Raw genomic sequence first — 24,646 nt, 5'->3', positions numbered from 1 at the left:
ATTTTATTCTTATACAATATTACAGCATAATATCCTTCTGATTCTATTTCAAATGAATATATAGGATCTCTAAAGTAAATATTTACACAACTTCTTCAATGAAGATTTGAGCAAAAAAAATTTAAAAAAATCGGAAACCATGATTAACGGTATTTAAAATATTTAAATACAATTTCCTTATCTAAGTGTCACATGCACTTCAAATTTAACAAACTCACAACTAATACAATGTATTATTCTTGAGAAGAATATAAGAATTAACCATTTTGCCATTCATTCCAATTATGAGCATTTTATCATCTTTTTTATAAATACTCTATATTGTATAATTGATGAAGCAAAAAACTCTGACAAATGGAGCCATTGGAACATAATCATGAAAAGAATCCTGCTCGCAGAAGATGATAACGATATGCGTCGCTTTCTAGCGAAAGCCTTAGAACGTGCAGGCTACGAAGTCGCCGATTTCGATAATGGTGCAAGCGCATATGAACGTTTACAAGAAGAACCATTTTCCCTTCTACTTACCGATATTGTAATGCCAGAAATGGATGGAATCGAACTGGCACGACGTGCTACAGAAATTGATCCTGATTTACGAGTAATGTTTATTACAGGTTTTGCAGCAGTTGCACTAAATTCAAACAGTGACGCTCCTCCTGATGCAAAAGTTCTTTCTAAACCGTTTCACTTACGTGAGCTAGTTAATCAAGTTGAAAAAATACTCATAGCTGCTTAAAGCAGGGTATTTTTTCAGTTTATCAGTGTCTAAATTAAATAGAAAATTAAATTAAGCATTGACGTTTGTAATTCTATGTGGTGTATGCAAACATCATTGAGTGGGCGTGTAGCTCAGCGGGAGAGCACTACGTTGACATCGTAGGGGTCACAGGTTCGATCCCTGTCATGCCCACCATTCTCATTTTTAAATACTTAATAATTTTATTTATAAGTATTTTTTTCAATATTTTTGATAAATCAAAGACAAGAGAACAAGATTTTCAAATACTTCTCTATAAAATATATTGTTTTCTACCAACTTCCTTTACCAATTCTTTTAACTCTGTTAAATTTTTTTATAGGAGTTTCCCCATAACTTTAGAAAATAAACTAGTAATTTAAGCACTAAACGAATCAGGAACTATCACTGTTTGCTCTAGATTCATCGCCCAAACCATCCTATTTACCGGCAATAACATTCCCTCCCCATGATCCTAGTGCCACCAACCTCTATAGCCTTGCTACAACATTGAACGGAAAACCTTGAGAGTGACTTTATGCATTGTTTCATATTTCGCAAACTTTTAATATGGACATTCTGATCAACTGTCAGGGTAATATCATCTTTCTGTTCATCGTTTCCTAAAGCATAAGACGGATTTATTCCTACAAAAATATCGATTGCAATACTCTTCAAATTGCCTTTTTCAGTAATAATAAGCGATAGAATAACAAGCTTCTATTGTATTTTCTACAGTCATGGAATTCTGAAATGAAACCATAACTTTATCAGACTAAATGCCAGTCATGCTTTTACCGAAAACACCAGCAATATGGAGAATAGTACCTTTTTATGAGGAATCCTGTGCATTTCCTGTATTCCCCCTTTCCTTTAGAGCCATTGAAAAGAGCGCTGCCTTTGGCTATGAAGATCAGAGCTTTTCAGCTCTACCATTTCCGATTTTGTGTATTTTATTCCCATAACCAAAACGTATTATAGCCTCCTTGACACTTTGACCCGTGCCCAAAATACCAACATTCACAAAGCCTATCACACCTGCAAAAGACTTCTTATGGATTTCTCTTCCATTGCAATAATCATAGCCTGCTAAAAATATGATATCATGAATGCAATGAATCTTCACATTATGATTCACAATAACAGTTGCCGCCTGCAAATTCGCATCATTATTGGCAGTGAGTCGTATATCTTTTCCTGCGCTCAGAGATAATTGAACCATATTCATAACTTCTTGTTCGCCCACATCTTTCATGGATAAAACTCCAACGCTGAAGGAAGCACTACTGCTATTCTTTGTCATTTTAAATCCAAAACCAGAGCGCTTTTCTTGTGTATTGGATGAATAATTATTCTGAATGAAAAAGACCTTAACGTCATAAGCTGCAAAAAGAGTAGAATCTTGATGCTCAAAATTTCCTTCGCTTTGTGCTTGTGATTTCTTGCATAAACTTTCCTAAAAGAGATACAAAGCCATGAGCTAAGCTCATACCAAAACCAGACACAAAACTCATTGCTCATAGAAGTATTCTCATCAATCACTCTTGAAAGAAAAGCTCTTGCCATATGGAAATGGTCAGCTAATTTTGTATTGTTAGTCCCATTTTTCCAAGAAAACTACTTTTAGAACTTCACCCAGATGTGCAAGATTGTGCATCATTTGTTTTCGTTCATTTCATCAATGGTAATCTTGATAATCAACAAGCCAAACATCTGTTCCAATAAAATGAAGAGTAACACGTTAATTACCATTGATCCCATAAAAATAATATCCTGCAAATTCAACTTTAAGAGAGTATATTTTAAGGGCAGGTGCTTTCAATATTTTAGAGGTAGTATTACTTGCTAACACTCTTAAGATAACGCGTAAATTTTTTACGTAATTTGCTAGAATAGTTTTTTTAGAACTCGTTGTATAAAATAATTTTTGGCCCTTATATTTGAAACTCACAATCGCCACTACAATCCCTTATCGTATACTATTACTATACGATCAATGAAAAAGAGAGTAAGCATCATACTGCTAAATCTGGTTTCATATCTGGATAAGTAATTGAGAATAAAATTTTAAAAAAGTTCGTGATAGGCAAAAAATAAGTTAATGGAATAAAAATTCCCACACTTTTATATAACCTATTGATTTTATTTAAATATGGTGATCCCGACAGGATTCGAACCTGTGACCCACGGCTTAGAAGGCCGTTGCTCTATCCAGCTGAGCTACGGGACCAAATTATTATTTCTAAATTACAAAGAGTACTCTTAACTCAATGCGTCCAAGGCTGCTGCCTATCACTACGAAAATTATCTGAGTAAGAAACAGCACGCCGAATCGATCTATGTGTTTTTTCTACACGATAAGGGATAGCATTCTTGTGTGCAAAAGCAATCGCTTCTTCCTTATTATTAAATCGGATTCTTATCTGACTGTTCATATCAGATGTTGCTGTATACCCCATAAGTGGCTCCAGCATCTTGGCCTGTAACGGCTCATATTGCAAAATCCAAAAACCAGTATTTTTCCTACCTGACTGCATAGCTGTCTTCGCAGGACTATAAATACGCGCGACCATGGTTACTTTCCTTCAAACTACAAACGCTTGATCACCATACGCACCCAATTGGGTCATTCATTCTATCACATAAACAAGCATGGTCGGAGCGATAGGATTCGAACCTACGACCCCCTGATCCCAAATCAGGTGCGCTACCAGACTGCGCTACGCTCCGCCATTTACACCTACTTGATGTACACTCACTAAAATTTTCACAACGGAAGTGCAAGAGAAAAACACATTTTTTTTTAATTTTATTATTTTTCTTTACAAGAAAGAACTTCTTAATTTTTTTTCTGCTAAACAAAACATTCATTTAAACGAAACATTCATTGATAAAAATTAAAAAATGATACGTGAAAATTTACATCCATAAATTTCCTTGTATAGACAATACTAGCAACTTAAATATCGCAAAAAAGTTCTTACTCTGCATATACAATCAAACACACTTCACGAGAAAAACTGCTCCGATCTTCTGCCGCTATATCCTTTTAGTCACCATTATTTTTAAAAACTTTACACTTTTCTAGTAATAGAAACGCATAAACTAAAAAATAGATACTTTTCCTAGTAAAACAAAAAAGGAGCTTTCTTCTATTAGAATCATTTTCAAATGCTTAAATGGATTTATACAATGCTTTGTAGACGTTCATAATTATAAAAACTTAAGGACATTAGAAGAATATATTAGCGTGTTATAGAAGAGAAAAATGCTATCATGAAAAAAGAAAAAATTCTAAACAGCCACATTTTAAACTGTACCCTACAGTAATAATAAAATCCAAGAATTTTTTAATTAATAATTTGAATTATACTAAACAAGTATTTACTTATCTTACATATTAAGAACTTCACTAATAACTGAACGCGTTATTTTGCTTTTTCTTTGTAATGCTAATCTATCCACAGAATCAATAACACGCTTCAACGAAAATAAAGAACGCTCACAACGACTTACAAGATAGTAAACTGTATCCGGATGAACAATAATCTGTCTATCAGAAAAAAGTTTAAAAGCAACAGCAGTTAACAATGCATCATCAGGCTGATTAATCGCAACTAACATAACTGAATTAAGGCGACTTTTTAGATCATTTAACTTTAAATTCCACGCGGAAGGTACTGTACGTGCAGTAATCAATAAAGTGGCCTGACGTACCTCAAGATTTACTTGCTTAACACTATTAATTAAATGGAAAAGTGCTGTCTCACTTATGTCGCCCGCATCAATATCCTCAATTAACAATGATTTTCCTGAAGAAACAATAGAAATAGCCTGATCAATTTCATTGCGATGAATACTAAGAGCTTCAGCTTTCTGCGCCCATACGCTAGAAAAGTGCGTTTTTCCAGATCCTGCGTTTCCAACCAAAACTGCAATAGGCAAAACCCAGTTTGGCCAATGATCAATAAGCTGAAAAGCCAAACGATTACTTTCCGTCACCAACAAATCATCAAATTGAAGAATCGAATCATAAGAAAGATTTAAAGGTAGTTGCGTTTCACATCCATTCATTCTAGCAGCTCCGAATCTCCACTTCGCGAATACATCTGAGAACAACGATAAATATGAAGAGCAAAACGAACCAAAACACCGACAGCCGCCGCCGCAGGAACAGCAATAAGCATACCAGTAAAACCCAATAATGAAGAAAAAGCAAAAAGTGCAAACATCAACCACACCGGATGTAGCCCCACTGACGACCCTACAAGTTTAGGCTGAAGGATATAACCTTCAATAAATTGGCCAATTAAAAAGATAACCATAATAACAACAATCCAACCCCAATTATCGGGGTAAAACTGAACCCATGCAACACCAACAGAAAGTAACAAACCACTCATTGTACCGATATAAGGAACAAAACTGATAAGACCAATAAACATACCAATCAAAAGACCAAAATTGAGTCCTGTGATTGTCAGACCAATAGCGTAATACCCTCCTAAGATTAAACAAACTGTTCCTTGTCCACGAACAAAACCAGCAATAGCTCTATCCATTTCATAAAAAATACTGCGAACAGTTTCGAGATGATCCCGTGGTATCAACGAATCAACTGATGCAACCATACGTGGCCAATCTAATAACATATAAAATGTAACCACAGGCGCTACAACGAATAGACTGACGATATTAACGATAGATTTTCCTGATTTCAGGAGTGAATTTAAGAAAGATGTAATCAAATCAGAACTTTGTCCTAAAAGTCCTTTAATATTATTCTGTAATTCATTTGGATCACTACCAAAATAGCGTCTGACCCAATCAAAATCATGCTCAACAAAAAAAGTTTGAATACGATTAAGGTAGACGGGCAAACCATCACTCATAAATTTCTGTATTTGCCAATTAATAATAGGAATCAAAATGATTAAAGAAGCAACAAAAAAAATAACAATGAACAAAGTAATGAGGATAGTGCCAAAAATACGGCGAATACCAAATTTTTCAAGTAATTGAACAATAGGATTAAGAAAATAAGCTAATACAATGCCCACTATAAAAGGAAACAAAACAGATCCAAAAATAAACATAAAGAGAATAAAAAAAACTAATGCCCCAAGCCAGAAAAAAATTTGCTTTTTCATATTGTTTGGTAACTGTATTTGAGTATAAGCTGGCACATAAGTCTTATAACGCGTACGAAACCCATTTTCATTAATTTTTTTTTTCATATGCTGCAAAGCAGAATGATCGTGATTATCTGATATTTTACTCATGAAACATCCTAAAAAAACTTTTACAAAGATTATAAACTTCTTCTACATGGGTCAAGCAGAGTCGCGTATTTTCTTAAATGTAAAATATCGATATCTCTTGCAGAGATAACTCTATCATGGCATGGCATATATAAAAACTGATTTTCCATAAGGAAGGCTCCTATGAGCAATCAAGATATCGTAAATAACAAATCAAACTGTGGTCTTACTTACGCAAAAGCTGGCGTAAACATTGATTTGGGTAATACCATGGTAGAAAAAATTAAACCCTTTATACGCTCAACAAAACGAGTAGGAGCAGATGCAGAAATTGGTGGTTTTGGTGGCCTCTTCGATTTAAAAGCAGCTGGCTTTACAGACCCTATTCTTGTAGCGGCTAATGATGGTGTAGGAACAAAATTAAAAATTGCCATTGAATCAGGTATCCATGACACTGTGGGCATTGACCTCGTAGCTATGTGCGTCAATGACTTACTCGTACAAGGTGCTGAACCTCTCTTTTTTTTAGATTATTTTGCAACTAGTAAGCTCGACCCTGAACAGGGTACTGCAATTGTTTCTGGTATTGCAGAAGGATGTAAACAAGCAGGAGCAGCCCTTATCGGAGGAGAAACTGCAGAAATGCCGGGTATGTATGCCGAAGGAGATTATGATTTAGCAGGCTTTGCTGTAGGTGCTACTGAAAGAAGTGCATTATTACCTTCAAAAGATCTTATAGAAGGCGATATTATTTTAGGACTTAACTCATCTGGGATTCATTCCAACGGCTTTTCTCTCGTAAGGCGAATTATCCAACACAGCAATCTAAAATGGAACGATCCCGCCCCCTTTAATCCTCGAGTTACCCTTAGTACAGCATTGCTCACACCGACACGTATTTACGTAAAATCACTCCTGCCTATTATACGAAATTACAAAGAAATCAAAGCCCTTGCCCATATCACAGGTGGAGGATTTCCTGAAAACATTCCACGGGTTCTTCCATCCTCTCTCTGTGCTGAAATGAATCTTTCTACCATTCATGTTCCATCAGTCTTTTCATGGATTGCTAAACAAGGTAAAATAGAAGAAGCAGAAATGCTAAGAACGTTCAATTGTGGCATTGGCATGATTATTGTCGTAGCGCAACACGCAGTTAAAACGATCACGCAAGCACTTGAAATGCAAGGAGAAAAAGTTACACTTCTCGGCAGTTTGACAAAACGCCGAGATAAAAAAATTCTCTATAAGGGTGTACTTCAGTTATGAAAAAAAAAATTATTGTTTTTATTTCTGGCAATGGATCTAATATGATTTCTCTTGCTAAAGCGAGTGAAAAACAAAAATATCCGGCTGAAATCGTCGCTGTTATTTGTGATAACCCTCATGCTAACGGTATTGAAAAAGCACATAAAAATAACTTGCCTATTCATGTCATTGACAGGAAAAATTATCCAACTAAAGAAGCACACGAAGAATCTATCCTTAAGGTTTTAGCTCAATATCAACCGGATCTTATCTGCCTTGCCGGCTATATGCGCCTTATTTCATCATGTTTTATAAAACTTTATGAAGGACGAATTTTAAATATTCACCCTTCTCTTTTGCCTTCATTTAAAGGCTTAAACACGCATGAAAGAGTTTTACAAGCAGGCGTTAAAATCACTGGTTGCACAGTTCATCTCGTTACAGAAGAGATGGATGCAGGAAAAATTCTTGCTCAAGCAGCCGTTCCAGTCTGTCCCAATGATACCATTGATAGCTTAGCAGAGAGAGTTCTTCAAGCTGAACATAAACTCTATCCAAAGGCCTTAAAAGCCTTCATTGAAGGAAAAAACAAAATAATACACACTCAACAACAGCTTTTATCATTTTGATGTATATCAATCAACGTGTTCTAATATGCGATTAAAATTTTTCTTCGGAAGTTCTATTGCAAAAAAATCGACATAAGAATGATAAACTTATCGTCTTTACGAGTTTTTGAAACAAAATACATAATATTCTATTTTAACTTTTGCACCATAACTTTCTTAAGTGAATCTTGCTTATTGAATTCACTATTTTTTTTAAAAAAGTCTTTTAAGATACAATTTCTCTAATCTTATAATTTAATTGCCTAATTTTCTTAATTCATTGTGTCAGTGTTTCTTTAACTGTTACCGCTAACTGTTTGAGTGTAAATGGCTTAGATAAAAATCCAAAAACAGCATCCTCTGGAAGATTTTTAGTAAAAGCATCTTTTGCATACCCAGAAACAAAAATAAATTTTATATCAGGATAGTTTTTACGTACTTCCTTGAGCAAAGTTGGCCCATCCATTTCTGGCATCACGACATCGGAAACAATAATATCAATAGCTCCCTTATTTTCCTCAAGAATGCTGAGTGCTTCCACTCCACTTGCCGCTTCTAAAACATTATATCCTCTCATTTGAAGAGCTCTAACTCCACCCATTCTAACAGCATCTTCATCTTCAACCAATAAAACAGTCGCAGATCCTGTTAAATCTGTATTATCGCTTTGCTCGTCACTCTTTTCATTCTGCTGAGAAATTTCATTATTAATATCAGAGATATAACGAGGAAGGAAAATATGAAATTTTGCCCCTTCTCCTTCTTTACTATCACAGTAAATATAACCACCTGTCTGTTTAATAATTCCATAAACCATCGATAAACCAAGTCCGGTTCCTTTCCCGACTTCTTTTGTCGTAAAAAATGGTTCAAACATTTTTTCTTGTATAGCAGCTGATATACCAGTTCCTGTATCTGAAACAGTCAATTGCACATACTCCCCCACTCCAAAGCCAACATTATCTAGTGCAGCACTTTGTTGTTTTGTAATATTACTTGTAGAAATCGTAACAACCCCGCCATCTGGCATAGCATCACGCGCATTAATAACCAAATTCATAATAACACGCTGAAAAGATGCTTGATCAACTTCAACACTCCACAAATCTCTTCCATGAATAATTTTTAACTGAATATCATTGCCTAAAAGAGGTAAAATCAGATTGCGAATATCTGATAAAAACTCTGTAAAATCAACTTCTGCAGGTCGAAGTGTTTGCTTTCTAGAAAAAGCCAATAATTGTTGCACAAGTGCGGCTGCACGATTAGCATTATTTTTAATATTAATAAGATCAGCATGCGCAGGATCAAAACTACGATGCGTATTTAAAAGAATATCGCACGACATCAAAATTGCTGTTAAAACATTATTAAAATCATGAGCGATACCACCAGCTAATTGCCCAACAGCTTGCATTTTTTGACTCTGAATTATTTTATCTTCAAGCGTTTTTTGTTCTGTTATTTCCACGGCGGAGATAATAACAAAATCTTGTAATACATAATCGTAATATGATTTTATAGGCATAACATAGAAGCGTAAATGGCGTCCTTCATCATTTTCTAAAACAGTTTCTACAGAAGCTGAATAATTTTTATTCATTGCAACTTTCTGAAATGCACGCTCTAACTGCGAACGATCATGATGAGATATAACGTCATAAAGATTAATAGTTTTACCCTCACATCTCATGAGTGATAAAAAGGCATTATTCACGTGAATCAATTGCCCTTTCTGATTCATTACCGCTATTGCAAATGGACTAGCATAAAAATACTCCATTAATGCACTGGATAGTTTTAATTTATCATCGTCCTCTTCCTCTTGTATTTGCTGCGGAATTATCACAATACGATAAATGGCTTCGTCCTCTAAGAGAGAAGAAGCGCACATAAAACAATTCAATGCTTTCTTACTATTGGTCTCTGAATTTAAATATAGCGAGAACACATAAGGTGAAGAATAACCTAAACTTTGATGTTTATTGTTTTGCAAACAAATATCACACCATGTACTATTAACTCCGACGTTACCAAATAATTTATCAAAACTGTATTGAGTAACAGTAAAATTTGCCAAATCAATTGAAAACCATTCGGCTAAAATCGCATTTGCATAAAGAATTTTCCCTTGTGTATTAACAGATAAAAAACCAACAGGGGCTTGATCCAAGTGATTGATAGCTTCTTGAAGATTCGAAAAAAAAACTTCGCTATATTCCTTTAAGTGCGAAATATCGGCAATGCGCCACAATAAAAACTTTTTTTTCCGCTTTGTAACTGGTTGAATAGAGATATTATACCAAAAGATCGCTCTGTCTGTAGAATGAGCAAAAATCGATTGCTTCGTTCTTAATTCTTCTTGCGCTGCAAGATTACTGCAGGCAGTAACCTTTAAGCGATAGGAGAGTGCACCAGCTCCTGGAAAATTAGCAATAACTGTATAAACTGAATACTCAGGCTTATAAGTCAAGATTTTTCGGTAACTCTGATTAGAATAGTGAACAAAACCTGATAAATCAGAGACTATAATTACATCATCGGTATTATTAAAGAGGCTAAGATCAAAATCTTCATGCAGCTGCGGTGCATTGTATTTCAAGGCTCCTATCCCTATCAGAATAAGTGTAGCAAATCCTATAACTGCTAAAGCAAAAAAAAATATCACCCCAACCTTTTGCAAATAACTCTGAGGGTAAAAAAAATCTAAAATACCTATGAAAAACAGAAAAGCGATTACAAAAACAGTACTAAGAATCACGACTTTCCGATATACAAAAGATGATGATTTTTCACTATATTCAGAACCTGTATCCATGTTTTTTGCCTTGATTATAGCCGTGATAATATCTCTCCCAAGACAATCACTCAATGTTAAAAACAACTTTTCTTATATTATGAGCAAGTCTTTTAAGAGTATGTTTACAAACTTATCCCAATACAAAATAATATTTCCATTCTAATATAGGAGAGGCTTTATGTATGCCTGGTTATCAAGCCAAATAGGCACCCCCGCAGCTAACATAACCGCAAGCTTAGTAATTTTTATAATAACAATTACAGCTATTACCGCAATTATATTATTTTTACGTCGTTTAAATAAAGAAAGTTTCGACATCAACATAAAAAAACATCCATCACGATTAACTTTATGCGATACAATTGCTATTGATCGTGTACGTCGTCTTGTTCTAATACGTTGTGATGATAAAGAGCATTTGCTTCTTGTTGGTGGGCTAACAGATGTTGTTGTAGAATCTAATATTGTTAATAAATCCATCACACAAAAGAAAGAAACACAAACAGCATTAAAAATAATAAAAAAACACCCAAGTCCTAAACTTACAGAAGAGAGACCTTTTTCCGTAAATGAAAAAGAAGATATGCAGAACGAGAATCCTACCTCTTTTATGAATCAATACGTGGAAGATTCAGCAATCACCGCTGAAATTGAAGGACGACAAGATCCATTTTTATTTATTCCTGATAAAAAAGAATAAAATACGGAGCCTTAACAGTGAGTGCCACATATTTCATTTGATTTATTACCTAAATCAACTTTAATCATCGCGATAAACTCTTTCCCGTCGTTCATGGCGTTCTTGAGCTTCTAACGACAAAACTGCAATCGGCCGAGCTTCAAGGCGTTTTATACTAATAGGTTCGCCAGTTTCCTCACAAAAACCGTAAGTTCCATTATCGATGCGCTCCAAAGCAGCATCTATTTTTGAAATGAGTTTTCTCTGACGATCACGAGCACGCAATTCAATTGTACGATCAGTTTCGCAAGATGCTCTATCAGATAAATCGGGTTGACCAACATTCTCTTCCTGTAAATTTTCCAAAGTCTCACGAGCTTCTCTTAGTATATCATTTTTCCAAGAAACCAACTTAGCACGAAAATATGCCTTTTGTCGTTCATTCATAAAAGGCTCATCTTCACTAGGGCGATACTGAATATCAATCTCTACGCTCATGCTATAAAAAACCTCCATATATAGTATGTGAGGCCTATATATTGTGCAATACAAATCGACACAAGTATCAAGTATAAAATTATAAAGTGTTTTTTTGTGCAACTATCTAGCAATGTATTTAAAAGCACTGTTTAGGTCTTCATCTACTTTTTTATATCACATACTCTCTTCGGATAATTACTGGATCAGGACACGCCCATAAATCTGCTTTCTAGTTATATCTACAATCCTAGAAAAGAGAGAAATGTAAAATTGGAAAGTTATACCCGAAAAGCTCATCCAGTTATTGCAGTAGAACTCAAATGTATAAAAAATAAATCATATGGTATGCAAAAAATAAAAATCTTTTACAAAGAGTATGATGTCCATAATCGAATACATTTAAAAATACACTTGTCTCGATTACTGTTGATCGCAATAGTTCTACCAGTCAAGATCAATGAGTTTCCTGCTCATATCAATAATCAAACGATAACTACTAAAAGCACTAAAATGTATCAGAGGTTAGGCACACCAATCTGAAAAGCATTATACTATACAAAAATTATCCACCTTCCATAAAAAACTGTTTCTCAGAATGAGTGCATGAGGAAAATAAAGAATTAAAGAAACAGCAGATAAAAAACAACGCGCTCAAATTATCACCACATACTCCCCCCATTAATGCCATTTTTGTCATAACACACCAATCTTCAATAAAATTAATCATAACAGATCCGTATTTTTGAGAAGAAACAGTAATATTATGTTGAAATTCAGGCATTAAATATGCTGTATGATTTGGTATACCTTGCAACTTGTACGGCTTTAAAATCTCAAGTGATGTTTTCATAAAAGATTTATTATATGTATTCTTCTTTTACGTCATAATACACAAAGATATTTTAGCACATAGAACTGCATAGTAAAAATAGCCAATCAAGGAGATCTTAATGCCCCCTTCTCATCTCATTGCACCTTCACTCTTGGCTTCCGATTTTTCTAAGCTTGGCCAAGAGGTATTGGATATTGTTGATGCCGGCGCAGATTGGCTCCACCTTGATATTATGGATGGCCACTTTGTCCCTAATATCACCTTTGGCCCTGATATTATTAAGGCATTGCGCCCATTAACCAAAGCAATATTTGACGTCCATTTGATGATCGCACCAGTAGATCTTTATCTTGAAGCTTTTGCAAAAGCTGGTTCAGATATTATAACCATTCACGCCGAAGCAAGTCCCCATCTTCATCGTTCACTACAAATAATCAAGGCAGCAGGTAAAAAAGCAGGAATTGCAATCAATCCAAGCACACCAGAGCATGTACTTGAGTATTTGCTAGATCAATTAGATCTTATCCTCATCATGACTGTCAATCCGGGTTTTGGTGGACAAAATTTCATTCCAGAAATGAAAAATAAAATTAAACGCGTTAAAAACATGATTGCTAATAGACCTATTGATCTCGAAGTTGATGGTGGTATCACTGTTGATACAATCGGGATAGCTGCAAAAGCTGGTGCAAATGTATTTGTCGCAGGCTCTGCAATCTATAAAAATGGAAACAAAGAGCTTTATAAAACACGTATTAATGCATTGCGCCAAGCAGCAACTCGATAAAAATAAGGAAAAAGTTATGATAACACGTTATTCCCGCCCCGAAATGGTAACAGTTTGGTCACCAAAAACGAAGTATCGTATTTGGTTTGAAATTGAAGCACATGCCTGTGATGCCTTAGCTAAACTGGGGATTATTCCAAAAGAAGCAGCAAAAGTTATTTGGGAAAAAGGTACAATAGCTGAATTTGATGTAAATCGCATTAATGAAATTGAAGCAATCACTAAGCATGATGTTATAGCATTTTTAACCCACTTAGCTGAACTTATTGGAGTGGAAGCGCGTTTTATACACCAAGGCATGACATCATCAGATATCCTAGATACAACGCTTAATATTCAATTGATGCGTGCCAGTGATATTTTGCTAAAAGACATAGATCAACTTCTTGAAGCACTCAAAAAACGTGCTTTTGAACATAAAGAGACGATCACCATTGGAAGAAGTCATGGTATCCATGCTGAACCAACAGTATTTGGAGTCAAATTCGCACTTGCATACGCTGAATTTTTCCGTTGTCGTAAACGCCTTCTTGCAGCGCGCGAAGAAATTTCTACTTGTGCCATTTCAGGAGCTGTAGGAACTTTTGCTAATATTGACCCCCGCGTTGAAGAACATGTAGCAAAAGCATTAGGTATGCGCGTTGAACCCATTTCTACTCAAATTGTGCCACGTGATCGTCATGCCATGTTTTTTGCAACGCTTGCTGTTATTGCTTCATCTATTGAAAGATTAGCCACTGAAATACGCCATCTACAACGAACTGAAGTACTTGAAGCAGAAGAGCATTTCTCACCTGGACAAAAAGGCTCATCCGCTATGCCCCATAAACGTAATCCAGTTTTAACAGAAAATTTAACAGGATTAGCTCGCATGGTACGTGCCTTTGCAATGCCTGCGATGGAAAATGTAGCACTTTGGCACGAACGTGATATTTCTCATTCATCTGTTGAACGTTATATTGGCCCAGATGCTACCATTACACTCGACTTTTCTCTCGCTCGACTCACATCGGTTATTGAAAATTTAATTGTTTATCCAGAAAACATGAAAAAAAATCTCAATAAATTCCGAGGACTTATTCATTCACAACGGATGCTCTTAGCACTCACACAAGCCGGAATCAGTCGTGAAGATTCTTATCGGCTTGTACAACGAAATGCGATGAAGGTTTGGGAACAGGGAAAAGATTTTTTAGAAGAATTGCTTAACGACAAAGATATTACAAAGGCTTTAAGTGAAGCAGAAATTCGTGAAAAATTTGATCTTTCTTACCACACTAAACATATTAATACGATTTTTAAGCGCGTTTTTGGGGAGTGATAAAAATTATACACAAGGAATAAACGTAATTGGTTTCCACCTATGATCCAAAACTTTCTATAACGAAGGAAACAATTCATGAAAGCAAATCAACTCGATATTCTTATTGTTCCTGGCTATAAAGGATCTTGTCCTGACCATTGGCAAACACGATGGGAAAAAAAATTGTCTACGGCTCGCCGTGTTCAGCAGACTCATTGGTCGAAACCTGTTTGTGAAGAATGGGTTAACGAAGTTAAAATTGCCATTGCACAAGCTCAAAAGCCTGTTGTTATCATTGCCCATTCATTAGGAGTTCCTACCACTATTCATGCCACTAAGGAAAACGCAGAAAAAGTTTGTGGCGCCTTTTTTGTTGCACCCCCAGATGTAAGCAATGAAAAAATACGCCCCAAACATTTAATGACATTTGGACCCTATCATTGCGAAAAATTGCCTTTTCCTTCTGTAGTTATAGCCAGCCGAAACGACGAGTTTTGTCAATTCTCGGTAGCAGAAAACCTTGCCAATGATTGGGGAGCACTTTTTGTTGATGCGGGGCAATCTGGCCACCTTAATGCAGAATCTGGGCACGGACCTTGGCCTGAAGGGCTGATGGTTTTTTCACATTTTCTTGCAAAAATCTGATACAATGGAGATAATCATCTTTACTCTATCTATACAGTTCCATTCCTCTCTGTTAAAATCCCAATGATAAAAATTTTAAGAAATATTATAGCTCTCATTGAGAATTTCTATCAATTAGGATAACATTGCTCATCACCGCTATTTAAAACCTCTCAATAAATAGAGAAAAACAATGAATCGTCGCCACCGTGTTTATGAAGGCAAGGCCAAAATTTTATATGAAGGACCTGAACCAGGGACCTATATCCAATTTTTTAAAGATGATGCAACTGCTTTTAATGCAAAAAAGCATAAAATCATCGATGGAAAAGGGGTTTTAAATAATCGCATTTCGGAGCACATTTTTAATCATCTTAACCGTTTGAATATTCCAACACATTTTATCAAGCGTATAAATATGCGCGAACAACTTATTAAAGCCGTTGAGATTATTCCGTTGGAGATTGTTGTTCGTAATATTGCCGCCGGATCTCTTTCTAAGCGTTTTGGATTAGAAGAAGGAACCGCTCTCTCGCAGCCTATCATTGAATTTTATTACAAAAATGATTCTCTTGACGATCCAATGGTAACTGAAGAACACGTCACTGCTTTTGGATGGGCAGTTCCGCAAGAAATAGAAGACATTATGCAATTTTCGATTCGTATTAATGATTTTCTTTCTGGACTTTTTGCAGCTGTTAACATTCAATTGGTTGATTTTAAAATGGAGTTTGGTCGCTTATGGGAAGATGAAACAATGCGCATCGTTCTTGCTGATGAAATTTCTCCTGATTCTTCACGACTATGGGATATGCAAACACGAGAAAAAATGGATAAAGATCGCTTTCGGCGTGATATGGGAGGACTCATTAATGCCTATCAAGAGGTTGCAAAACGTCTTGGTATAATCAATGGAAATGAGCCTTTACGGCCAAATGGTCCAGTTTTAGTAAAATAAACAACAAAGTGATTCCATGTCACATTCATTATATTAGTAAATGTACCTCTTTTTATTCAGGGGGATTCCAGCAACAGGAAACAAAAAATGAAAGCACGTGTTACAGTTACTTTAAAAAATAGCGTTTTTGATCCGCAAGGAGAGGCAATTGTTGGCGCTTTAAAAAGTTTAGCTTTCAAAGGCATTCACTCTATTCGTCAAGGAAAAGTTTTTGATATTGTGCTCGATGATCAATCTTCTGAAACCGCAAAGCAAAAACTTGAACAGATGTGTGAAACATTACTGACGAATACTGTCATTGAAAATTACACTATAGAACTTCTTTAAGTGGATCCATTCATGAAAACCGCTATTATTCAATTACCTGGGCTAAATCGCGATCAGGATATGGCTGCAGCATTACATCATATAACAGGAGTTGAGCCACTTAAAATTTGGCAAACGGATACTACAATTCCAAATGTAGATGTTATTGTTATTCCAGGCGGTTTTTCTTATGGAGACTATTTAAGATGCGGTGCTATTGGCGCACGAACACCAGTTTTGCAAGCTGTCCGTGAGAAAGCGCAAAAAGGTGTTACAATAATCGGCATATGTAATGGATTTCAAATTTTATTAGAAGCTGGCTTGTTACCTGGTACTTTAATGCGTAACTCTTCATTAAAATTTGTGTGTCGTGACATAAAGCTTAAAGTGGCAAATGCAAACACGAGATTTTCTCGGTATTATTCTAAAGGACAAATTATTCGTTGTCCTGTTGCACATCACGATGGGAACTATTTCGCTGATAGTGAAACATTAAAACAAATAGAAGACAATGATCAAATTGTGTTTCGCTATGCAGAAAATACAAACCCTAACGGTTCGATTAATGATATTGCTGCTATCGTCAATAAAGCTGGTAATATTCTTGGTATGATGCCTCATCCTGAAAATTTTATTGAACCCGCACATGGTGGTACTGATGGCCGTTTGCTTTTTCAGAGTGCTTTAAATTTGGCAAATGGATAATCACAAAAAGGAATCTGCGACCTAACTATTTAAAATTAAAAATCTGTATCATTTCCTACACAATAAATATACAAATCAAACACTTACAAACATAATGGATAGTATTTTTTAAACACATAAAGATTTATTCAAAAACCATTTCTGACCTTCGAATCTGCTAGGCACATAACTATATCTCAGTTGATGATTTATGAACTGCTGTCTTATAAAAAAACGCAATCACGTATGATCTCAGAGTATGATATTTAAAAAATAAAAATGCTAAATTTCGACTAATTTGATGGATAAAATACCTATGAAGCCTCGCAATAACATCTCCATAACACCAGAATTAATTGCACAACATGGCCTAAAAAATGATGAATATCAGCGTATCTTAGCCTTAATCAGAAGAGAGCCAACATTTACTGAGCTTGCGGTTTTTTCTGCAATGTGGAACGAGCATTGTTCCTATAAATCTTCTAAAAAGTGGCTTAAAACTCTTCCAACAGAAGGACAGTGTGTCATTCAAGGACCTGGTGAAAATGCTGGTGTTGTGGATATAGGCGAAGGTCAATGCGTAGTTTTCAAGATGGAAAGCCATAATCATCCCTCCCATATCGAACCTTATCAAGGTGCAGCAACAGGTGTTGGAGGTATTTTGCGTGATGTTTTTACAATGGGTGCTCGTCCTGTTGCAGCTATGAATGCATTGCGATTTGGATCTCCCGATCATCCACGAACGCGCCATCTTGTTGCTGGAGTCGTTTCTGGAATTGGTGGCTATAGCAATGCCTTTGGCGTTCCAACAGTTGGTGGAGAAGTAAATTTTGACGAACGTTATAATGCCAATATCCTTGTTAACGCTTTTGTCGCTGGTATCGCAAAAACAGACTCTCTTTTTTATTCTAAAGCTCAAGGAGTAGGACTTCCTGTTGTTTACCTTGGAGCAAAAACAGGACGTGATGGTGTCGGTGGAGCAACAATGGCTTCAACAGAATTTGATGATTCAATCGATGAAAAGCGTCCAACAGTTCAAGTAGGTGATCCTTTCACGGAAAAGTGCCTTCTTGAGGCTTGCTTAGAACTCATGGAACTAGGAGCTGTTGTTGCTATTCAAGATATGGGCGCAGCAGGATTAACCTCCTCTGCAGTTGAAATGGGAGCGAAAGGAAATTTAGGAATAGAACTTAATCTTGATAAAGTCCCCGTTCGTGAAGAAAACATGACAGCTTACGAAATGATGCTTTCCGAAAGTCAAGAGCGTATGCTTATGGTGCTTAAGCCAGAATTAGAAAAGCAAGCAGCCGCTATTTTTCATAAGTGGAGTCTTCACTTTTCCATTATTGGAAAAACAACTGACGATCTACGTTTCCGTGTATTCCATCGAGAGGAAGAAGTCGTCAATCTTCCAATTAAAGAACTTGGGAATGAAGCACCTATATATGATCGCCCTTGGATAAATCCTGTAAAAAAAACGACTCTAAAAATAGAAGACGTTAAGAAGGTAGAAAACCTCTCTGATGCACTCCTTACATTGTTGAATTCTTCTGATCAAAGTTCACGGCGGTGGGTCTATGAACAATATGATACACTTATTCAAGGAAATACTCTTGTTCGTCCAGGAAGCGATGCAGGAGTCGTCCGTGTAAGCAATAATGATAAACGTGCCCTTGCCTTTTCTTCCGATGTAACACCTCGCTATTGTGAAGCAGATCCTTATGAAGGAGGAAAACAGGCTGTTGCAGAATGCTGGAGAAATATTAGTACTACAGGTGCAACACCACTAGCAGCTACAGATAATCTCAATTTTGGTAATCCTGAAAAACCTGAAATTATGGGACAATTTGTGCTCGCCATTAAAGGTATAGGTGAAGCTTGTAGAGCCCTCAATTTCCCTATCGTTTCAGGAAATGTCTCCCTTTATAATGAAACCAACGGAGAAGCAATTCTTCCTACGCCAACAATCGCTGGTGTTGGTCTTCTTTCCGACTGGTCCAAAATGGTAACGATCGGTGGTATGCAGGAAGGAGATATTATTGTTTTGATTGGAGTTTGTGGTTCTCATCTAGGACAATCAATATACGCACGTAAGATTTTAAATATTGATGCAGGTGCCCCACCTTACGTAGATTTAAAGCTTGAAAAAAAGCATGGACAATTTGTGCGGAATATCATCGATCGTAGTTTTGTTCGCGCTGCCCATGATCTTTCTGATGGAGGATTAGCCATTGCACTCGCAGAAATGGTAATTAAAGCGGGTAAGGGAATAAAAGCAAAATTAAGCAACATACAGCCACACCATGCTGAGCTTTTTGGAGAAGATCAAGGTCGCTATCTTTTAGCAGTCAAACCTCATGCCCTAAACAACCTTAAGGAACTTGCACAAGTAGAATCAGTTTCCTTAACAGAACTTGGTATAGTTGAAGGTAATTCTCTTAATATAGATGGAATATTAACTCTTTCAGTAGATAAACTCACACAAGCTTACGAAAGTTGGTTTCCTCGATTTATGGACAAAGATAAATAATTATTCGTCTTTCTTGAATTATGCTACTCTTACATGCAGTAAACAAATAGAGGAGAATAACTATGGCAATGAGTGCACATACAATTGAAAAACTCATTCGTGAAGGCATTCCCGATGCAACTGTGACAATTCGTGACCTTGCTGGAGATGGAGAGCACTATGCTGCAGAAGTTGTTTCCGAAAGTTTCCGTGGTAAAAACCTTGTTCAGCAACATAAAATGGTCTATGATTCTCTTAAAGGTAACATGGGAAATGCACTTCATGCTTTAATGTTGCATACGAATATTCCCGAATAGTCTAAAATTTCTTCTTGCATTCATTCTATCAATACGATTAGAGAATGATATTAAAAATATAAATACACACTTTAAAAAATATGCAATATTGAGGAATAAAGATGACCACTATTGATGATTTTATTGATAACGAAATTAAAAAAAATGACGTCATTTTATTCATGAAAGGAACGCCAGATTCTCCACAATGTGGATTTTCGGGGCAGGTTGTTCAAATCCTTGACTACTTAGGGTTAAATTATAAAGGGATTGATATCTTAACTTCTGACGAATTACGTCAAGGAATCAAGAATTACTCAAATTGGCCAACAATTCCACAACTTTATATAAAAGGAGAATTTGTTGGTGGGTGTGATATTGTTAAAGAAATGTTCCAAAATAATGAATTGCAAGAGTTATTAAAGGAGAAAAACATTCCTTGCAATAATTCATAGGTATCTTTCTTTTCTTTAAGCATTTATAGAACTCTGTTCAGTCAAAATTCTTATTTCAAAGGTATTGTATGTCATATTCAATTGAGGAACGTGCGCATCTAGATGCGATTAGAGAAAAAATTGGCTATAAAGAATTTGTTATTCTTATTGGTGCACTCATGGCTCTCAATTCTATAGCCGTCGACATTATGCTTCCAGCGATGTCCAGCATTTTAAACAGCTTACATGTTATAAATGAAAATGATCAGCATTATATTATTTCTGGTTATCTTATTAGCTTTGGCATCACACAAATATTTTTTGGTCCAATAAGTGATCGTTATGGGCGACGTAAAATTGTCCTTCTTGGTCTTGCTTGTTATTCGTTTACAGCGCTTGGTTGTGCCTTTGCACCCAATTTTTCTGTATTACTTATTTTACGTATCTTTCAGGGTATGGGGGGTGCCGCTATGCGCGTACTCACAGTTTCCATGATACGTGATCTCTATAGTGGTCGCAAAATGGCAGAAGTGATGTCTATCATCATGATGATTTTTCTTATTGCACCAATAGTTGGACCTGCAATAGGGCAAATAATCTTGCTATTTGGAAAATGGAAATTTATTTTTATATTTATGGCAATCATTAGTTTTGTATTAATAATTTGGATTCAACTACGTTTGCCTGAAACTCTTTATAGACAGCGCTCCCTTTCCTTTTCTTCGATCAAACATAACTTATGGGCTGCTATAACTAACCGCACAATGCTTTGCTACACACTAGCAGCATCAATTGTTTTAGGTTGTATTTTTACCACCATAAATACATCACAACAAATATATGAAGGGATTTATAACCTAGGACTCTGGTTTCCAGTTGCATTTGCCATTGGTGCCGCTTTTCAAACTTTATCGTCATTCTTTAATTCTAAGCTTGTTGGACGTCTTGGAATGCGATATATCGCACATATTATGCTTTTGCTATTTTGTGCCACTTCATGTATCTGGTTTGTTGCCTCTATTTTAGCAGATGGTGTTATTCCTTTCCCTTTCTACATGCTGTTATTCTGCGTACTTATGTTTGCCTGCGGCGGTATGTTAGCCAATTTCAATACGCTTGCGCTTGAATCTTTAGGAGAAATTGCTGGCACAGCATCTTCAATATCTGGCTTTATTCAAACTTCTATAGCAACAGGACTTGGCTTTTTTATTGCACAACAATTTAATGAAACAACCATTCCAAATTCTGCAGGCTTTTTCTTTCTTAGCTTCATAGCCATACTTATTGTCTTATGGGCCGAGCATGGAACCCTTTTTCAGAGATATAATAACACCCCTAATGAATAAAGGCTGCTATGAAAAAATTAACAATAACTGTTAACACCACACAGCATTCCTTTTTATGCTTTCAAAATTAAGTACATATACAATTAATTAGTAAATTTTCCTGATTTTGGAAAGCCTTTGGGAACCAAGCGGCCCCCTCCAGCACGCGTTCCCATCCAATCAATGAGATCATCAGCCTGACGATTAAAACAGCGCTCAGCTGTATCTTGCCAACTTAAACCTTCTGATAAATTAAAAGTTTTTACATCGGCAATACCGCCCTCTTTGTAACGTTGCAAACGAACACCCTTACCGCGATTCATTTCTGGTATTTGTTCAGTGGAAAAAATAAGCATTTTACGGTTTTCTCCAACCACTGCAATATGATCACCTTTTACCGGAACACAAAGTTTTAGTTTATCAGGAGAGGTCACATTCATAACTTGCTTGCCTTTTCGTGTATTAGCAATCACTTCTGCCTCAGGTACAATAAAACCCTTTCCATAGAATGAAACTAAAAGTAGCTTTTCCTGTGCATTATGGACAAAAGCTGTCAAGACATCATGTTCATCATCCATATCAACTAAAATACGAACTGGTTCACCATGTCCTCGTCCTCTTGGCAAACTATTCGCACCAATAGTGAAAAACTTTCCACCAGTAGTTATTATAATAATCTTGTCTGTAGTGTACGCTGAAAATGCTAATTTTAAACAATCTCCTTCTTTAAAAGAAAGCGTATTATAATCACTTAAATGTCCCTTCAAAGCACGCATCCAGCCTTTTTCAGAAATAACAATCGTAACTGCTTCTTTTTCGATCATTGCCTGATGAATATCATCAAGATCATGTCTTGGTGCTTCTTCAAAGGTTGTACGCCTTTTCCCTAAGAGAGTATTAGGAGAAAAAGTTTTACGAACTTTTATGATTTCCTCTGAAATTGTCTTCCATTTCTTCGTACTAGAGGTTAATAAATCCTGCAGTTTTTCTTTTTCAGCCTTCAGCGTTTCAAATTCTTTACGAATTTCAAATTCCTCAAGTTTACGCAAAGAACGCAAGCGCATATTAAGGACAGCTTCAGCTTGATTTTCTGTTAACTTAAAATGATTCATTAATTCCTTTTTCGCTTCATCCTCTTCACGAATAATCTGGATTATTTCATCAAGATTTAAGTATGTGATAAGGTATCCATGGAGAATTTCTAATCTGCAATCAATTTGATCAAGCCGATAATGAGAACGACGAACAAGCACTTCTTGACGATGTTCAAGCCATTGCTGCAAACTTTCACGCAAAGAAAGAACATTTGGTATTTTCCCCAAAGATAATACATTGAGATTAAGAGGAAATCTTACTTCAAAATCAGTTAATTTAAAAAGAGACTCCATAAGAAGCTCAGGATCAACTGAGCGATTTTTAGGAACAAGCACAATGCGGATATCTTCTGCAGATTCATCACGTATGTCTTCAAGCATTGGTAATCGCCGTGCAAGCAACAATTCTGCTGTTTTTTCAATAAGACGTGACTTTTGAACTTGATAAGGAATCTCTGTAACAATAATTACATAAGAACCACGGTTACCGGATTCTTGTTTCCAACGCGAACGCAATCGAAAAAAGCCACGCCCTGTACGATAAGATTCTTCAATACTCTTTTTAGGCTCAACTAAAATGCCTCCTGTTGGAAAATCAGGTCCAAGAACAAATTGATTTAATTCTTCATCACGTGCATCAGGATGAGCAATCAAATGTAGTGCCGCATCACAAAGCTCAGCAACATTATGAGGTGGGATAGACGTTGCCATACCAACAGCGATACCGGATGAGCCATTTGCTAAAAGATTAGGAAAAGCTCCCGGTAAGACAACAGGCTCTTCATCTTCTTCATTATAGGTTAAACGAAAATCAATGGCATTTTCATTAATCCCCTCAAGCAACAACACAGCCACGTCAGTCATGCGTGCTTCCGTATAACGCATAGCGGCGGCATTATCACCATCAATATTACCAAAATTTCCCTGTCCATCAACTAATGGATAACGAACAGCAAAACTCTGAGACAAACGCACCAATGCATCATAAATAGATGCGTCGCCGTGCGGATGGAATTTTCCCATTACATCACCCACAATCCGTGCACATTTTGCATAGGACTGCCCTGGATTGAGTTTGAGTAAACGCATCGCATGAATAATACGCCGATGTACAGGTTTCAAACCATCACGTACATCAGGTAATGCACGGTGAGTAATAGTAGAAAGCGCATAAGCTAAATAACGCTCTTGTAAAGCAGAACGTAATTCTATTGGCTCAATATGTTCTTTATCAAAAGGTAAAATCATTTTATCGGACATAGCATTAAGACAACAATCTCCAAAACAATGAGAAATTATTTCATAAGCTTTCTTCAGTGTAATCTTGCATTAATCAACTATATGAAAATAAACGTTAGAGTTAAAACATGAACAAAAATTTATACGCGTACTTTACATTTTATTTGAAAAATATATAAAAATGCTTAATACATTAATTTGAAATTTTTTAAAAAATAAAATAAAAAGCACAAGAATCCTTAAATTTAGAGCTTTGCTCTTTCAAGATAAAAATGAAGTTTTGTCGTATTTTCAATAAACAAAATTTCCTTCTATCAATATTTTGAATACGAGTATTTCAAAAAAAACTTTCTTAAAGCAAGACATTTTCCTAAAATTTTTGATAATCAATTAGCTATCTAACCTTATAGCTCTTTAATAAAAACCATATTGTATAGTAA

General features: G+C 35.9%; 21 protein-coding genes, 3 tRNA genes and 1 pseudogene. 15 read left to right on the top strand and 10 right to left on the bottom strand.

The annotated features are described in order from the left end of the window. Positions 1-376: 376 nt before the first annotated feature. Positions 377-739: a cell cycle two-component system response regulator CpdR gene (gene cpdR, locus WCP76_RS06305; RefSeq protein WP_336294829.1), complete on the top strand. Its 363-nt coding sequence runs from the start codon at positions 377-379 to the stop codon at positions 737-739. Positions 740-841: 102 nt separating this feature from the next. Continuing rightward, positions 842-916: transfer RNA gene (locus WCP76_RS06300), tRNA-Val, on the top strand. Positions 917-1,652: 736 nt separating this feature from the next. Here the strand turns inward: WCP76_RS06300 and WCP76_RS06295 are convergent. The 6 genes and pseudogenes from WCP76_RS06295 to WCP76_RS06270 all read right to left on the bottom strand — a co-directional run. Beyond that, positions 1,653-2,135: pseudogene (locus WCP76_RS06295) on the bottom strand (hemagglutinin repeat-containing protein); the annotation flags it as partial. A 757-nt stretch (positions 2,136-2,892) separates the two neighbouring features. After that, a tRNA-Arg gene (locus WCP76_RS06290) sits at positions 2,893-2,969 on the bottom strand. Positions 2,970-3,006: 37 nt separating this feature from the next. Further along, the gene (locus WCP76_RS06285) at positions 3,007-3,312 is read right to left on the bottom strand and encodes an ETC complex I subunit (protein WP_336294828.1); all 306 of its coding nucleotides are present in this window, start codon (positions 3,310-3,312) and stop codon (positions 3,007-3,009) included. 80 nt (positions 3,313-3,392) lie between these two features. After that, positions 3,393-3,469 (bottom strand) — tRNA-Pro (locus tag WCP76_RS06280). Positions 3,470-4,132: 663 nt separating this feature from the next. Beyond that, positions 4,133-4,813 carry a DnaA regulatory inactivator HdaA gene (gene hdaA / locus WCP76_RS06275; RefSeq protein ID WP_336294827.1) on the bottom strand — a complete coding sequence of 227 codons (681 nt, stop codon included), beginning with the start codon at positions 4,811-4,813 and terminating at the stop codon, positions 4,133-4,135. After that, entirely contained in the window at positions 4,810-6,021 is a 1,212-nt protein-coding gene (locus tag WCP76_RS06270; RefSeq protein ID WP_336294826.1) for an AI-2E family transporter, read from the bottom strand. The genes hdaA and WCP76_RS06270 overlap by 4 nt, the downstream gene beginning before the upstream one ends. 162 nt (positions 6,022-6,183) lie before the next feature. Here WCP76_RS06270 and purM point away from each other — a divergent pair, with 162 nt between their 5' ends. Then, on the top strand, positions 6,184-7,269 hold the full coding sequence (purM, locus tag WCP76_RS06265; RefSeq protein ID WP_336294825.1) for a phosphoribosylformylglycinamidine cyclo-ligase: 1,086 nt from the start codon (positions 6,184-6,186) through the stop codon (positions 7,267-7,269). After that, entirely contained in the window at positions 7,266-7,877 is a 612-nt protein-coding gene (purN, locus tag WCP76_RS06260) for a phosphoribosylglycinamide formyltransferase (RefSeq protein WP_336294824.1), read from the top strand. The genes purM and purN overlap by 4 nt, the downstream gene beginning before the upstream one ends. Positions 7,878-8,133: 256 nt before the next feature. On the opposite strand, the gene WCP76_RS06255 is transcribed toward purN, so the two are convergent. Further along, positions 8,134-10,674: a response regulator gene (locus WCP76_RS06255; protein WP_336294823.1), complete on the bottom strand. Its 2,541-nt coding sequence runs from the start codon at positions 10,672-10,674 to the stop codon at positions 8,134-8,136. A gap of 160 nt (positions 10,675-10,834) precedes the next feature. On the opposite strand from WCP76_RS06255, the gene WCP76_RS06250 reads away from it, so the two are divergent. Next, entirely contained in the window at positions 10,835-11,356 is a 522-nt protein-coding gene (locus tag WCP76_RS06250) for a hypothetical protein (protein ID WP_336294822.1), read from the top strand. A 60-nt stretch (positions 11,357-11,416) separates the two neighbouring features. Here WCP76_RS06250 and dksA read toward each other — a convergent pair whose 3' ends face one another. Together dksA and WCP76_RS06240 are read right to left on the bottom strand one after the other, a co-directional pair. Continuing rightward, the gene (dksA, locus tag WCP76_RS06245; protein WP_336294821.1) at positions 11,417-11,833 is read right to left on the bottom strand and encodes an RNA polymerase-binding protein DksA; all 417 of its coding nucleotides are present in this window, start codon (positions 11,831-11,833) and stop codon (positions 11,417-11,419) included. A gap of 544 nt (positions 11,834-12,377) precedes the next feature. Then, the gene (locus tag WCP76_RS06240) at positions 12,378-12,596 is read right to left on the bottom strand and encodes a hypothetical protein (protein ID WP_336294820.1); all 219 of its coding nucleotides are present in this window, start codon (positions 12,594-12,596) and stop codon (positions 12,378-12,380) included. 169 nt (positions 12,597-12,765) lie between these two features. Between WCP76_RS06240 and rpe the strand changes: the two genes are divergently transcribed. The 10 genes from rpe (at position 12,766) to WCP76_RS06190 (ending at position 21,894) form a co-directional block, all read left to right on the top strand. Beyond that, the gene (gene rpe, locus WCP76_RS06235) at positions 12,766-13,434 is read left to right on the top strand and encodes a ribulose-phosphate 3-epimerase (RefSeq protein ID WP_336294819.1); all 669 of its coding nucleotides are present in this window, start codon (positions 12,766-12,768) and stop codon (positions 13,432-13,434) included. 16 nt (positions 13,435-13,450) lie between these two features. Then, complete coding sequence (gene purB / locus WCP76_RS06230) at positions 13,451-14,755, top strand: adenylosuccinate lyase (protein WP_336294818.1); 1,305 nt, start codon at positions 13,451-13,453, stop codon at positions 14,753-14,755. Between the two features lie 78 nt (positions 14,756-14,833). Further along, on the top strand, positions 14,834-15,382 hold the full coding sequence (locus WCP76_RS06225) for an RBBP9/YdeN family alpha/beta hydrolase (RefSeq protein WP_336294817.1): 549 nt from the start codon (positions 14,834-14,836) through the stop codon (positions 15,380-15,382). A gap of 172 nt (positions 15,383-15,554) precedes the next feature. Then, positions 15,555-16,319: a phosphoribosylaminoimidazolesuccinocarboxamide synthase gene (purC, locus tag WCP76_RS06220; protein ID WP_336294816.1), complete on the top strand. Its 765-nt coding sequence runs from the start codon at positions 15,555-15,557 to the stop codon at positions 16,317-16,319. A gap of 87 nt (positions 16,320-16,406) precedes the next feature. Beyond that, complete coding sequence (gene purS / locus WCP76_RS06215) at positions 16,407-16,646, top strand: phosphoribosylformylglycinamidine synthase subunit PurS (RefSeq protein WP_336294815.1); 240 nt, start codon at positions 16,407-16,409, stop codon at positions 16,644-16,646. 12 nt (positions 16,647-16,658) lie between these two features. Further along, on the top strand, positions 16,659-17,330 hold the full coding sequence (purQ, locus tag WCP76_RS06210) for a phosphoribosylformylglycinamidine synthase subunit PurQ (RefSeq protein ID WP_336294814.1): 672 nt from the start codon (positions 16,659-16,661) through the stop codon (positions 17,328-17,330). 295 nt (positions 17,331-17,625) lie between these two features. Continuing rightward, complete coding sequence (purL, locus tag WCP76_RS06205; protein ID WP_336294813.1) at positions 17,626-19,839, top strand: phosphoribosylformylglycinamidine synthase subunit PurL; 2,214 nt, start codon at positions 17,626-17,628, stop codon at positions 19,837-19,839. Between the two features lie 62 nt (positions 19,840-19,901). Then, positions 19,902-20,135: a BolA/IbaG family iron-sulfur metabolism protein gene (locus WCP76_RS06200; protein ID WP_336294812.1), complete on the top strand. Its 234-nt coding sequence runs from the start codon at positions 19,902-19,904 to the stop codon at positions 20,133-20,135. Positions 20,136-20,236: 101 nt separating this feature from the next. Further along, positions 20,237-20,569, top strand: coding sequence for a Grx4 family monothiol glutaredoxin (gene grxD / locus WCP76_RS06195; protein WP_336294811.1), 333 nt, complete (start codon positions 20,237-20,239; stop codon positions 20,567-20,569). Positions 20,570-20,637: 68 nt separating this feature from the next. Continuing rightward, the gene (locus tag WCP76_RS06190) at positions 20,638-21,894 is read left to right on the top strand and encodes a multidrug effflux MFS transporter (protein ID WP_336294810.1); all 1,257 of its coding nucleotides are present in this window, start codon (positions 20,638-20,640) and stop codon (positions 21,892-21,894) included. Between the two features lie 83 nt (positions 21,895-21,977). Here WCP76_RS06190 and parC read toward each other — a convergent pair whose 3' ends face one another. Next, on the bottom strand, positions 21,978-24,227 hold the full coding sequence (gene parC, locus WCP76_RS06185) for a DNA topoisomerase IV subunit A (protein ID WP_336294809.1): 2,250 nt from the start codon (positions 24,225-24,227) through the stop codon (positions 21,978-21,980). Positions 24,228-24,646: the final 419 nt, after the last annotated feature.

It is taken from the genome of Bartonella vaga (assembly GCF_037070895.1).
Taxonomy (GTDB): domain Bacteria; phylum Pseudomonadota; class Alphaproteobacteria; order Rhizobiales; family Rhizobiaceae; genus Bartonella.
The sequence above is the reverse complement of the archived record's forward strand: the minus strand, read 5'-3'. Positions and strand labels throughout refer to the sequence as shown.

Coding starts and splice junctions, on each gene's coding strand:
- cpdR (WP_336294829.1), top strand. CDS start 377: ATGAAAAGAATCCTGCTCGCAGAAGATGATAACGATATGCGTCGCTTT.
- WCP76_RS06285 (WP_336294828.1), bottom strand. CDS start 3,312: ATGGTCGCGCGTATTTATAGTCCTGCGAAGACAGCTATGCAGTCAGGT.
- hdaA (WP_336294827.1), bottom strand. CDS start 4,813: ATGAATGGATGTGAAACGCAACTACCTTTAAATCTTTCTTATGATTCG.
- WCP76_RS06270 (WP_336294826.1), bottom strand. CDS start 6,021: ATGAGTAAAATATCAGATAATCACGATCATTCTGCTTTGCAGCATATG.
- purM (WP_336294825.1), top strand. CDS start 6,184: ATGAGCAATCAAGATATCGTAAATAACAAATCAAACTGTGGTCTTACT.
- purN (WP_336294824.1), top strand. CDS start 7,266: ATGAAAAAAAAAATTATTGTTTTTATTTCTGGCAATGGATCTAATATG.
- WCP76_RS06255 (WP_336294823.1), bottom strand. CDS start 10,674: ATGGATACAGGTTCTGAATATAGTGAAAAATCATCATCTTTTGTATAT.
- WCP76_RS06250 (WP_336294822.1), top strand. CDS start 10,835: ATGTATGCCTGGTTATCAAGCCAAATAGGCACCCCCGCAGCTAACATA.
- dksA (WP_336294821.1), bottom strand. CDS start 11,833: ATGAGCGTAGAGATTGATATTCAGTATCGCCCTAGTGAAGATGAGCCT.
- WCP76_RS06240 (WP_336294820.1), bottom strand. CDS start 12,596: ATGCCTGAATTTCAACATAATATTACTGTTTCTTCTCAAAAATACGGA.
- rpe (WP_336294819.1), top strand. CDS start 12,766: ATGCCCCCTTCTCATCTCATTGCACCTTCACTCTTGGCTTCCGATTTT.
- purB (WP_336294818.1), top strand. CDS start 13,451: ATGATAACACGTTATTCCCGCCCCGAAATGGTAACAGTTTGGTCACCA.
- WCP76_RS06225 (WP_336294817.1), top strand. CDS start 14,834: ATGAAAGCAAATCAACTCGATATTCTTATTGTTCCTGGCTATAAAGGA.
- purC (WP_336294816.1), top strand. CDS start 15,555: ATGAATCGTCGCCACCGTGTTTATGAAGGCAAGGCCAAAATTTTATAT.
- purS (WP_336294815.1), top strand. CDS start 16,407: ATGAAAGCACGTGTTACAGTTACTTTAAAAAATAGCGTTTTTGATCCG.
- purQ (WP_336294814.1), top strand. CDS start 16,659: ATGAAAACCGCTATTATTCAATTACCTGGGCTAAATCGCGATCAGGAT.
- purL (WP_336294813.1), top strand. CDS start 17,626: ATGAAGCCTCGCAATAACATCTCCATAACACCAGAATTAATTGCACAA.
- WCP76_RS06200 (WP_336294812.1), top strand. CDS start 19,902: ATGGCAATGAGTGCACATACAATTGAAAAACTCATTCGTGAAGGCATT.
- grxD (WP_336294811.1), top strand. CDS start 20,237: ATGACCACTATTGATGATTTTATTGATAACGAAATTAAAAAAAATGAC.
- WCP76_RS06190 (WP_336294810.1), top strand. CDS start 20,638: ATGTCATATTCAATTGAGGAACGTGCGCATCTAGATGCGATTAGAGAA.
- parC (WP_336294809.1), bottom strand. CDS start 24,227: ATGTCCGATAAAATGATTTTACCTTTTGATAAAGAACATATTGAGCCA.